The following is a 12818-nucleotide window of genomic DNA, read 5'->3' as shown; positions in this document are numbered from 1 at the left end:
GACCCGTTAAAATAGCGGGTTCCCATTTTTCAGCCGCCAGGCGCCCCGCCGTGTTCAGTTCCCTTTATCCGCTCGTACGCGCCCAACTCTTCCGCATGGACGCGGAAGACGCCCACCATCTCACCCTGCGCATGCTCGGTGCCGCCGGCCGCGCCGGTATCGCAGGCGCGCTCGCGCCGCACGTGCCCGATTCGCCGCGCACCGTGATGGGCCTGACGTTCCGGAACCCGGTCGGTCTCGCGGCCGGTCTCGACAAGGATGGCGCGTGTATCGACGGGCTGGCTGCGCTCGGCTTCGGCTTTATCGAAGTCGGCACGGTGACGCCGCGCGCGCAGCCGGGCAATCCGCGCCCGCGCATGTTCCGCCTGCCGCAGGCGAACGCGGTGATCAACCGGATGGGCTTCAACAACATGGGCGTCGAGCAGTTCGTGAAGAACGTCCAGGCCGCGCGCTATCGCGGCACGCTCGGGCTGAACATCGGCAAGAACGCCGATACGCCGATCGAACGCGCCGCCGACGATTACCTCTTCTGCCTCGAGCGCGTCTATCCGTTCGCGAGCTACGTAACCGTCAACATCTCGTCGCCGAACACGAAGAACCTGCGCCAGTTGCAAGGCGCGGGCGAACTCGACGCGCTGCTCGCCGCGCTGAAGGACAAGCAGCAGCGTCTCGCCGATCTGCACGGCAAGCTCGTGCCGCTCGCGCTGAAGATCGCGCCCGATCTCGACGACGAACAGGTGAAGTCGATTGCCGATACCCTGCTGCGCCACAAGTTCGAAGGCGTGATCGCGACCAATACGACGCTCTCGCGTACCGCCGTGCAAGGCCTGCCGCACGCCGACGAAGCGGGCGGCCTGTCGGGACGCCCGGTGTTCGATGCATCGAATGAAGTGATCCGCAAGCTGCGCGCGGAAGTCGGCGGCGATGTGCCGATCATCGGCGTGGGCGGGATTTTCTCGGGTGCGGACGCGAAGGCCAAACTCGATGCAGGCGCATCGCTCGTGCAGCTTTACACGGGTTTCATCTATCGCGGCCCGGCCCTCGTCGCCGAATGCGCGCAGGCGCTTGCCGGGCGCGCAGCCTGACGAAAGCGCTAGCGGCGCGTGCCTGTCAGCGCGCCGCCACCGCATCGAGCCGCGTGCCGAAGCGGTCGAAACGCGGCTTGTAGTAATGATCCGGGTCGAGCGAAAACGCGACGCGGCGCGTGCGGCCCATCAGTTCCTCACGCGGAAAGAAACCGAAGTAGCGCGAATCCGCGCTGTCATCGCGATTGTCGCCGAGCATCAGATACTCGCCTGCCGGCACCGTGACCGGCCCGAACGAGCGGCGCGGGCTCGGCGCGACTTCCGACAGCCGCACCACATGCGCAACGCCAGCAAAACGCTCCGTCAGATAGTCGCCGGGTGAAGCGGCGTCGCCAGGCAATGGCGCGAGCCCCAGCGGCTGATAGCTCGCGCGTGCGCCATTCACATACAGCACGTTGTCACGCATTGCGACGATATCGCCCGGCAGGCCGATCAGGCGCTTCACGATCAGTTCATGCGCGGCCGATGAATCGATCGTCACGATGTCGCCGCGTTGCGGATCATGCAGATGCGCGATCGCGACATGGGTCAGAGGAATGCGCAGATCGTAGGCCATCTTGTCGACGAGAATGCGGTCGCCCTCGCGGATGGTCGGCAGCATCGAGCCGCTCGGTACGACATTCCAGTCGGCGATCGCGCTTCGAAACAGCACCATCAGGACAATAAACGCGACGAGACTCTTGTACTCGCGCCACAGTCGGGCCAGCATGCGCATCATTGCGCTCCTTGCAAACGGCTTAAAACAGGCTTCAAAACAGGCTTGAAAACACAAAAGAACGATCGCGGCCGGCGCTCTTTTCAGACAGAAAACCGGCCCGCGTCGATCCTATCACCGCGCGCTCCCGCCCCGCATGTTCATTCGCAAGGAAACCGCAGCCCGAGCGCTGCGCGCGCCGCATCGGCCATCTCGATCATCTGGCGCGACTTCGCGTGTGTCATCACCGGGCTTTCGAGCGCGCCGCTGCGGATCAGATCGCAGAAATGCTCGGTCTCGTAGTTCAGGCCACCGCCTCCGAACGGCGCTTCGAGCTCGACCACGCGTCCATCCACGTAGCGCACCGTCGCGCGCGCGGGGTTCCACCAGTTCTCGTGAATCGTGATGTTGCCCTGCGTGCCCGCGATGAACGCATCGCCCTTGCCGAACAGATCGAGCCCGCAAAAAAGCTGCGCGATGCCCTTCTCGTGCTGGCTATTGAGACTCGCGAAGGTATCGACGCCCGTCGGCCCGAGGCGTCCCAACGTCTGCACGTCGAGCGGTGCGCCGAGCCAGTCGACGGCGAGGAACATCTCGTAGATGCCGATATCGAGCAGCGCCCCGCCCGCCTGCTCGAACGACAGCGACGGATGATCGTCGGGCACGCCCGGCACCGAACAACCGGCGCGCACGAGACCGATATCGCCGATGGGATCGTCGGCGAGATGGGCGCGCAGCTTCTGGTACAGCGGATAGAACGGCGGCTTCATCGCTTCCATGAAGAGCCGCTGCGACGCGCGCGCACTGTCGATCACGCGATCGAGTTGCGCCGCGTTGACCGTCGCGGGCTTTTCGCACAGCACGTGAATACCGGCTTCGAGCGCCGCGCACGCGTAATGCGCGTGGCTGTCCTGCATGGTCGCGATATAGATCGCGTCGATGCCGCTTTGAAGGAGTGCGTCGAAGGAATCGGCTGCCTGTGCGCCATGTTGCTGCGCAAACGTTTCAGCGGGCGCGCGGCGACGGGACCACACGGCCGTGAGGCGCGCGTGCGGGACATGCGCGAGGCTCTGCGCAAAACGATGGGCGATGCGGCCTGTGCCAACGATGCCCCAACGTATCGCTGCATGGTCCCCGAAAGGGTCCCCGAAAGGGTTGTGCGCTGCTGCGCGGGTTGCTACTTGAGTTGCCTTGTCATCCATCGGTCGCAAGAATCCTGTCTGTCCAGTCAGTGACAGCCGACATTGTCGCAAATGTCGCGTATCACTTCGCCGGATGACCTTCCCGCAACCTGGCGAAATCCTTGCGTCTAACCTGCCGGTGCATCGGGCACCGCGGCACTCATGCGGCTCATCGAAAAATCGATCAGCGCAATCGCCCCGGCTTCCGCTTCCTTCGGATCGCGCCGCTCGATCGCCTCGACCACGCGCGCGTACAGCTGCACCGTTTCATCCCACGCGCCCGCGGGCAGATCGACCAGCGGCTTCAACGCCGATAGCGCGCCGCGAATGATGGCTGCCATCTGCTGGAAAAACTGGTTGCCGCTCGCCACCACGATGCGCGTATGCAGCGCTTCATCCGCAGTCTGATGGCCAGGTTCGCCGGGCGGACTGTTGCGGAAAGCCTCGAACGCATCGCGGATCGCAGCGATGTCCGAGGCGTTACCGCGCGTGGCTGCCTGCGCGGCAGCGCGCGGTTCGATCAGCACACGAAACTCGATCACGTCGCGCAGGAACGTGGGATCGGGCTTCGCGCGAAAGCGCCAGTTCACGACGTCCTCGTCGATCATGCGCCAGTCGTGCATCGGCCTGATGCGTGTACCGATCTTCGGCCGCACGTCGAGCATGTGCCGCGCGAGCAGCATCGACAGCGCCTCGCGCATCACCGTACGGCTAACGTCGAATTCCTTCGACAATACGTCTTGCGGCGGTAAGACCGCACCATACTTTTCTTCGACGATCCCGGTAACAAGTCCATCCATGACCTTGCTGACCAAGGAACGTTCTTTATTGGTTTGTTCCATCATCCTTCTCCCCGATGCGGCGTTTTCGCCTGCGATGAATGTTGATCACGTGCCCTCGTGTCATTTTTTATTAGTGAACAGTACGTTGCTTCGCTTTATGTGGATTCGCCAGTCGGGAAATTACTCGACAGGGTAATCCCTCCGAACAATTGTTTCTTTCGTGTAACGCGTCGTGAAGCGAAGTTTGACGCACATCGCAACAGGTCTGCGCAATGGGGAAAAATTGCATCGAAAGTACTGCACACACAGGTCCGGCAAGCTCTTGCGGTTACATTCGTTACGTTTGTTACCAATCGAATCATTTAGCAGTCCGCATGCAAATCGACGGGCGAATCGTCTCTCACCGCTTCTACCCGACTGATCCATCTGCTCCACTAACTGGGCGTACAACACACTTCCTCTCCAGTATTCGATCGCCTCATGACAACAGGTCGTTACTGACTGCTTTCGATCGTCGCGCTTTGGATCGTCACGCTTTGGATCGTCACTACACCGGCAAAATTCACGTGCGTTTTCGAAACATCACGACGACACCACCGGTTCATCAGACTACGCACTGCCGCTCATCCGCGCGTCTACACGTGATATCGCGCGAACTCGCTTCGAGATTGTTCACATGGATCGCATGCTTGAGCGCCATTGAACCGATCTTTTGCGCGTTGCTCTGTACGTGGACCCACACTTTCAAGGCGCTTTGGCATCGACGATGCGGTCGAACGTTTGCGCGGACTGAACGGGCAGCGGTTATCGCCCAGGCCGGCGCGCATCCGGTATCTCATCAATGAGACAAACCGGACGCGGCGCTACCGGATCGCAATCGCCCGCTAACTGAATGACGTGCGCCGTGCGACGGCTCCCAAACCATTTCACCTGACCTGATTCGACGCGGCCATGCAGCATGACGACGGTTGCGTGCGTCAGGCCTCATACCGGGCGCCCCTGACGATCCGATGGGACAACCCACGCGATCGTCACCACGCAGGCGACATTCATGAAAAACGTTTGCGCGGCCCACTGGATGGGCGCCGCGTTTCCAACTGACAAATAGCGGATGCGCGCCAACACTCGCGCAACGGTCGTCGGTATTCGTACGACACAATCGGATTTCGCGGCGCTGCATGCCGTTTAAAAATCGGCGTTCGGTGCGCAAACGCACGAAATCGATGGAACACATCTGAATCAAATCGCGTTCAGTCCGGAATCGCTCTTTGGTGGGCGTTTCGCCCGTGTTTCAAGCTTGATAACGCGTCGATCGCGTGCGGGCGATTATTTTCAAATCCAGATAAATCAGCGAGTTAGCTTAGGTAAGTTAAGACAAATTCTCGAATCGGCCGCCAAAACCCGTTGTGCAGATTTGAAACAAATCGACGCGTTTTGATATGACCTGTTGGTGGTCATCCCCACGCTGCGCCGCACCAGTGCTCATTTTCGCGTCGATTGGCACAGTCCTCGCTAAATGCTCGGCGTGGTGAAAGCCAGCCTCGATGCAGACAGTCAAAACAATCGCATCGACGGCGGGTTGACGGGGCCGGTCTGTACGAATCTCGCCGCGAGCCAGGCGGCAGGCATCGAGAGCGAACAGCGCCGGGTTAAAAAGACAAGGGGTCGTGCAGCGCACGGCTTCATGCGAGGACCGATCATGCTAACGCTTCAATCAGACCTGCACGGCAATCATTTGCTCGGCGCATTGCCTTCTCACGAGTGGCAAGCCATTGCCCCCCACCTCGAACTCGTACATCTGCGCACGGAGCAGTTGCTGTGCGATTCGGGACAACGTATTCACCACGTCTACTTCCCCACGACAGCCATCATCTCGATGCTCTCGACGATGGAAGACGGCGGCTCCGTGGAAATCGCCGCCGTGGGCCGCGAAGGCATGACGGGCGTGCCCGTGCTGACGGGCGGCGAAACCATGCCGAACCGCGTGCAGGTGCAGTGCTCGGGCTTCGCCTACCGGATGACGGCACAGGCGCTGCGCCAGCAGTTCGCGCGCTCCGATTTTCTGCGCCGCCTGATGCTGCTCTACATGCACGCCCTGCTCACGCAGGTCGCACAAACGGCAGCCTGCAACCGTCACCATTCGCTGAACAAGCAACTGTGCCGGTGGCTTCTGATCGAAGTGGATCGCGTCGCATCGGATGAACTGTCCGTCACGCAACAGCTGATCGCCGACATGCTCGGCGTGCGCCGCGAAGGCATCACGGAAGCGGCAGGCAAGCTGCACAACGACGGTCTGATCCACCACAGCCGCGGACACATCCGCGTGCTCGACCGCAAGGGTCTCGAAGCGCGCGCATGCGAATGCTACGGGCTCGTGAAGCGCGAGTTCGACCGCCTGCTGCCGCGTCTGCGTGAAGCCGAGACGGTGAGCTAAGGTGCGCGCCGGGCATGGTGTCGGCGGCCTCACCGGCCGCACGCAGCACGCCGGTTCGCACGCCACAGCTTCAAGTCGTGCTGTGCAAAGATAGCGTGTGATGCCGGCGGTCGCATGCGGCGCGCACGCTATCGTGCGACCACGCAGGCACTGTCGCATTGCGCGAAGCCTTCGTGCGCTGCACTGCTGCTCCCTGCTCTCACGCATCTTGCTGAACCGTTGCGTCCTCAACGTGTCACGCAACGTCGACCTGATCGCGACGCATGAAGTTCGACGCGATTCATTCAGGCGAACCGTCGACGCTCGCGCCATCGCGCGATACACGTTGCGTCCGCAACATCATCGCGATGTCGGGTTACAAAACTGATTCATTTCGGGTTGTGTGGTTGTCGCGGTATGGACGGGAATGCAACCATCGATGATCCAGCATCGTCTCCGATGACGCTCCCGCAAAGTCACGACGTGCATCGCCCGCGAATCAAGACGCGCCATGTCTTCTTTTCTACTGACTCCGCCCGCTGCACACCAGGTGCATGTCTGGCAGTGGGATCTCGAAGCCTGCGATGACGCTATCGGGCGCTACTGGAACACGCTCAGCACGCAGGAACGCGAGCGCGCCGGCAAATTCCGCTTCGATCTGCATCGGCGCCGCTTCGTAGCGGGACGCGGCGAACTCAGACGGCTGCTTGGCGCTTACCTCGGGATATCGCCATCGGAAGTCGCGATCGGCTATGGTCCGGACGGCAAGCCTCATTGCACCCGCCAACCTCATGACTGGATGCCCTGCTTCAATCTCAGTCACAGTGAAAATACGGCGGCACTCGCGATATCGAATGGTTTCGAGATCGGCATCGACGTAGAGCGTATCCGGGTAATCGAAGAAAACCTGCCGCTAGAAGTGTTCTCGCAGCAGGAACGCGCCCAATACGCTGCCGTGGCCAAAGCGGAACAACAGACCGTGTTCTTCGAAAGCTGGGCGCGCAAAGAGGCGTGCCTGAAAGCACTCGGCACCGGCTTCATCCTGCCGCCCACGCATTTCGAATTCGACCTGTCCGTGCATGGCGACACGGCGCCGCGTCTGGTCGGTGGCGATGCGCACGAAGCGGCGCATTGGCGCATTCGCGCGCTGTCTGGCGTTCCCGGTTGTGCGTGCGCGGTCGCGGCGCGGCGCATGGACTGGTCGATCGTCGAGATGCATTGATGCCCGGCGTCAGAACGTCGCCCCGCCGAACAGCACGCACACGCCACACAGGCGGCCAAAAACCGACAGGAACTGTGCGGCGCTTTGCACAGACGTCAACAATGACGACGTATCAATTAGGAATCCCACGCTAAACATGGAAACCGGCCGTCGACTCGTGAATTTCTGGTCCGGGACACCCGTCGCCCGCCGTGTTTCGCCGCCGCAACAAACGCGTGGGCATCGCCGGATTTTAACGATTGCGCCATCTGCACTGTGGGACCCCGAACACTGGCGGGATCGATGTGTTGTTGCGTCGTTAGTGTGTGCGACGGCGTACGGATAGGCACTCCGCAGAAGTTTAACTTTCACTAACCGCAAATTTCGTACGTAAGGCATGGGGCGGGCGCGCATCGCCCCGTACTGCTTTTGCCTGCTGTAGCCGGCCCCTATGTGCGCCTTCCGTGCGCGAATCAGCAAGCGTGGCCCTGCACACAGCCTTTCAAAATCACTGGAGAGCGGCAAATGTCACACAGAGATGGATTTCCAGGCAACTTGCCGGGCGGGACCGATCATGTTCCTGGCGTGGCAGCGCGCTTCGATGCCGTATGTGCGGAGTTTGCCCGTCATCTTGCTGTGATCGATGCAACGGGTGAAGAGAGTTATGCCGCCCTCGGCGAACGTTCGTCCCGGATGGCAACCGTCCTGCGCAACCTGGGTCTCGAACCCGGCGAACGCTGCGCGATCATGGTTCCGCGCAGCCGCGACACGTTGGCGCTGATGCTGGCGATCCTGCGCGTGGGCGCCGTCTACGTGCCGCTCGACCCGGCTTACCCGCGAGCCCAGCTCGATTTCATCGTGGCCGACTGCGCGCCGAAGCTCATGATCGCGGAAGGATCCGCGCTCGCGAGCGTGGGCGACCTGAATGGCGCATGGATCGATCTGGCCGGCATCGTGGCATCGTCCGCAACCGCCGATCGGGCGCCCCTGCATCCTGCAGGTCGCGACGACGCGGCCTACATCATGTATACGTCCGGCTCGACGGGCAAACCCAAAGGCGTGATCGTCCCGCACCGCGCGATTCTGCGTCTGGTGCACGGGCAGACCTTCACCGACCTGACGCCGCAGACGCGCTTTCTCAATCTCGCGCCGCTCGCCTTCGATGCAAGCACGCTCGAGATCTGGGGTCCGCTGCTCAATGGCGGCAGCGCCGCGATCATCAGCGAGGTTCAGCCTTCGCTCGACGCGATCGCCGCGGGAATCGCGCAATTCGGCGTGACGAGCGCGTGGTTTACGGCCGGCCTCTTCAATGCGCTCGCCGACTATCGGCTCGAAGCCTTCGCGCCGATGAAGGAAGTGCTGACGGGCGGCGACGTGCTGTCGCCCGTGCATATCCGCAAGGTCATGGAGGCCCATCCCGCGCTGCAGATCATCAATGGCTACGGGCCGACCGAGAACACGACATTCACCTGCTGCTACCGCCTTCCGCGCGACAACGCGGCATCGGCAAACGGCGACGCCATTCCCATCGGCGACGCGATCGCGGGCACGCGCGTCTACATTCTCGACGACAAGCTGGCGCCTGTCGCCGATGGCGAAGTCGGCGAACTCGTGACGGGCGGCGACGGCGTTGCGCTCGGCTACCTCAATCGCCCCGAACTGACGGCAGAAAAATTCATCGACGACGTCTTCACCCTTGGCGGCAAGCTCTACCGCACGGGTGACCTCGTTCGCCGCCGTCCGGACGGTGCCATCGATTTTCTGGGCCGCAACGACCGGCAGATCAAGATCGCGGGCAAGCGCATCGAACTCGATGAGATCGAGCATGCATTGCGTGTGGCGCCCGGTGCAGCCGATGCTGCCGTGGCGGCCTTCGAGGGTCGCAGGGGCAAGGCCATCGCCGGCTTCGTCAAGGCCGATGTCGCCGCTGCAGCGGCTAGCCCGGCCTACCTCGACGGGCTGCGCGCGCATCTGAAGGCAGCACTGCCCGACTACATGGTGCCGACGGAACTGCGTGTCCTGCCGGACTTCCCGCTGACGCCGAATGGCAAGATCGACCGCAAAGCCCTGCTTGCGGGACTCGACACGCCCGTCGCGGCAGCCGTCGAATCCGCGCCGGTCGACGAAGACTTCGCTGCGAGGCTGGCGGCTGTGTTCGAGGGACTGCTTGGCAACCCCGTCGATCGCCGCGCGAACTTCTTCGACCTCGGACTGCGCTCGCTCGATCTGATGCGGGCGCACGCGATCATCGCGCGCGACGTGTCGGCCAAGGTCGCGCTGGTGGATCTGTTCCGCCATCCCAATGTCGAGGCGCTGGCCGCGCATCTGCATGACGCCCTGGGCATGGCACAGCAAGGCGCCATCCGGCGCCGCCGGGACGTGCAGGACGGGGCTATCGCTGTCGTCGGCATGTCAGGCCGGTTTCCTGGCGCGCGCAATGTCCGCGAGTTCTGGGCCAACATCCTCGAAGGGCGCGACTGCATCACGCATTTCGACGTGGCTGAACTGGAAGACAGTTTCGACGACGGCACGCGCCGAGAAGAACGGTATGTGAAGGCGCGGCCGATACTCCAGCAAGTCGACCGTTTCGATGCCGGCTTTTTCGGCATGCTGGCTCGCGAGGCGGCGCTGACCGACCCGCAACAGCGCCTGTTTCTCGAGATCGCCTGGGAGGCGTTCGAAGACGCCGGCTATGACCCGGCGGCAATCACCGGTGCCGTCGGCGTGTTCGCCGGCACCTCGATGAACACCTACTTCCTCAAGCATGTTCTGTCCGATCGTGGCGTGATCGACGAATTCACGAGCCAGTTCCAGATCGGCGAGTATCAGAAGCTGGTCGGCGCCGGCGATTTCGTCGCCACCCGCACGGCCTACAAGCTCGGCCTCACGGGACCTGCTATCTCCGTGCAGACCGCATGCTCGACGTCGCTGACGGCGATCGGCCTCGCAGTCGAAAACCTTCGCGCGGGACGCTGCGACATGGCGCTGGCCGGCGGCGTGTCGATCACGTTCCCGCAAAAGCGCGGCTATTTCTACGAAGAAGGCGGCATGGGCGCCGCCGACGGCGTGTGCCGTCCATTCGATGCCGATGCCAAAGGCACGGTGTTCGGCAGCGGCGCGGGCGTGGTCCTGCTCAAACGGCTCGAAGACGCAATCGCAGACGGTGACCCAATCTATGCGGTGGTGCGCGGCGTCGGCATGAACAACGACGGCTCCGACAAGGTCGGCTTCACCGCGCCGAGCGTCGACGCGCAGGCCCGCGCGATTGCCATCGCGCACGCCGAAGCGGGCATCGACCCCGCTTCCATTGGCTATATCGAGGCGCATGGCACGGCGACGCCGCTCGGCGATCCAATCGAATTCGCGGGCCTCGTGCAGGCATTCCGTCTGGGCGGCGTCGAAGGCGGCCAGTTCTGCGCGCTCGGCTCGGCGAAGGCCAATGTCGGACACCTCGACGCGGCCGCTGGCGTGACGGGTTTCATCTCGGCGGCGCTGGCACTGCGCAACCGGACCTTGCCGCCGCTCACGCATTTCCGCGCGCCGAACCCGGGCATCGACGTGACGAACAGCCCGTTCTTCTTCAACGGCGCGGCGCGCCCCTGGACCGATGGCTCGACGCCGCGCCGCGCCGGTGTGAGTTCGTTCGGCGTGGGCGGTACGAACGTCCACGTGCTGCTGGAAGAAGCGCCTTGCCGTACCGAAGCCGATGCGGCACAAGACACCTCGCGCGACGGACTGCAGATACTTCCGCTCTCGGCGAGGAGCGCATCTGCGCTCGAACGCGCCAAGGCCAATCTCGCCGGGCATCTCGCGGCCAATCCCGACCTTGCGCTCGCCGACGTGGCGGCGACGCTGCAAACGGGTCGCCGCGACTTCACGCATCGGGCTGTCATCATCGCCGACAGTCTCGATCAGGCGCAGGCCAAACTGCAAAAAGGCGCGATCGAATCCCAGGCACCGCAAGGCACGCCTCCGGTGGTCTTCATGTTTCCCGGCCAGGGCGCGCAGTATCCGGGCATGGGACACGCGCTCTATCACAGCGAGCCGGTCTTTCGCCAGTGGATCGACAAGGGCGCGCAGGCGCTGGCGCCCCATCTCGGGCTCGATATCCGGACGCTGCTGCTCAGCGAGGCGCCGGAAGGCGACGACACCCCGCATCCCATCCGTTCGACGATCTACGCGCAGCCTGCGCTCTTCCTCGTCGAATACGCGCTGGCGCAATTGTGGATTTCGCGCGGCATCAAGCCGACCGCGATGATCGGCCATAGCGTCGGCGAACTGGTCGCCGCGTGCGTGGCCGAGGCGATCGCCTTCGAGGATGCGCTGTATCTCATCGCGAAGCGCGGCGCGCTCATGCAGTCGGCCGAGCCGGGCGCGATGCTGGTCGTACGCCTGTCGGAGGCCGATCTCATGCCCATGCTGGGCGACGACGTCGATCTGGCCGCGGTCAACGCACCGTCGCTCAGCGTCGTGGCAGGTCCCTTCGCGGCGATCGAGGCTTTCGAGGCCACGCTGAAAGCGCGCGATATCGACCATCGCCGGCTGCATACCTCTCATGCGTTTCACTCGCGCATGATGTCCGGCGTCGTCGAGGATCTTGCCCGGCTCGCGGACACCCTTTCGTTCGCACGGCCAAAGATCCCGTACGTGTCGTCCGTGACCGGACAGTGGGCAGCGATGGATCAGCCGGTGCGGGGACGCTACTGGGCCAGCCATTGCCGTGACGTCGTGCGCTTCAGCGACGCGTTGCTCACGGTGACGGCCGAGAGCAAGCCGCTTCTGCTCGAAATCGGCCCAGGCCGGACGCTGTCGACCTTCGTCATGCAGGGCTTGCCGAGAGACCGGCATCTGGGCGCGATTGCCTCCCTGCCCGATTTCGCCATGCGCGACCAGGAGCTCTCCGTGCTGGCCGAGTCGACCGGTCGGCTGTGGCTGAACGGCGTCGCGCCGGACTGGAAAACCGTTCAGGGCCAGGCCGCCCGCCGCATTTCGCTGCCGACCTATCCGTTCGAGCCGGAACGGCACTGGATCGACGCGCCTGCATCTGCCGCTTCACGCAACGTCACGACGCAAGCCGCGGTCATTGCCGCGCCTGTCACGCCCGATGTCATAACCACTACTACTCAGACCACCATGGACCAAACCGTACAGATCGATCGCAAACCGCGTCTCATTGCCGAACTGGCATCGCTTCTTGCCGAATTGTCCGGCGAGGCGCCCGACACCTCCAATCCGGATGTGACTTTCTGGGATCTCGGTTACGACTCGTTGTTCATGGGACAGGTCTCCCGGCAACTGCGCCGCCGCTTTGACGTCACGATCAGCTTCCGGCAGATCATGAGCGACTATCCGACGCTGCCAGCGCTCGCGCAGTTCCTCGACAGCACCATGCCGCCCGACCCGGCGCAGCCTGCCGCGCCGGCACCCGCCGAAGCCGCGCCCGTCGCCGTCGCCGCGCCGGC

Annotated in this window: 7 protein-coding genes; 4 read left to right on the top strand and 3 right to left on the bottom strand. The window is 63.3% G+C overall.

Annotated elements, in window-relative coordinates; translation table 11 throughout:
• The first annotated feature begins 50 nt into the window (after nucleotides 1-50).
• On the top strand, nucleotides 51-1085 hold the full coding sequence (locus G3O01_RS39330) for a quinone-dependent dihydroorotate dehydrogenase (RefSeq protein WP_205812875.1): 1035 nt from the start codon (nucleotides 51-53) through the stop codon (nucleotides 1083-1085).
• 25 nt (nucleotides 1086-1110) lie between these two features.
• Here the strand turns inward: G3O01_RS39330 and lepB are convergent, their stop codons facing one another.
• From lepB to G3O01_RS39315, 3 genes are all read right to left on the bottom strand, one after another.
• Nucleotides 1111-1800: a signal peptidase I gene (lepB, locus tag G3O01_RS39325; RefSeq protein WP_205812932.1), complete on the bottom strand. Its 690-nt coding sequence runs from the start codon at nucleotides 1798-1800 to the stop codon at nucleotides 1111-1113.
• A gap of 140 nt (nucleotides 1801-1940) precedes the next feature.
• Nucleotides 1941-2900, bottom strand: a complete 960-nt coding sequence (locus tag G3O01_RS39320) for a Gfo/Idh/MocA family oxidoreductase (RefSeq protein WP_205812931.1) — start codon at nucleotides 2898-2900, stop codon at nucleotides 1941-1943.
• Between the two features lie 188 nt (nucleotides 2901-3088).
• The gene (locus tag G3O01_RS39315) at nucleotides 3089-3802 is read right to left on the bottom strand and encodes a FadR/GntR family transcriptional regulator (RefSeq protein WP_205812930.1); all 714 of its coding nucleotides are present in this window, start codon (nucleotides 3800-3802) and stop codon (nucleotides 3089-3091) included.
• A 1639-nt stretch (nucleotides 3803-5441) separates the two neighbouring features.
• Between G3O01_RS39315 and G3O01_RS39310 the strand changes: the two genes are divergently transcribed.
• The 3 genes from G3O01_RS39310 to G3O01_RS39300 all read left to right on the top strand — a co-directional run.
• Nucleotides 5442-6176, top strand: a complete 735-nt coding sequence (locus G3O01_RS39310) for a Crp/Fnr family transcriptional regulator (RefSeq protein ID WP_205812873.1) — start codon at nucleotides 5442-5444, stop codon at nucleotides 6174-6176.
• A gap of 490 nt (nucleotides 6177-6666) precedes the next feature.
• Nucleotides 6667-7377 (top strand): 4'-phosphopantetheinyl transferase superfamily protein, encoded by a 711-nt coding sequence (locus G3O01_RS39305; RefSeq protein WP_205812871.1) that lies wholly within the window; start codon nucleotides 6667-6669, stop codon nucleotides 7375-7377.
• A gap of 504 nt (nucleotides 7378-7881) precedes the next feature.
• Nucleotides 7882-12818 (top strand): polyketide synthase (locus G3O01_RS39300; protein WP_205812863.1); only part of this gene is annotated, 4937 nt, incomplete at its 3' end.

This window comes from Burkholderia sp. Ac-20365 (assembly GCF_017104715.1).
Lineage (GTDB): Bacteria > Pseudomonadota > Gammaproteobacteria > Burkholderiales > Burkholderiaceae > Paraburkholderia.
Note: the sequence above shows the minus strand (reverse complement) of the source record. Positions and strands in the feature narration are given on the sequence as shown.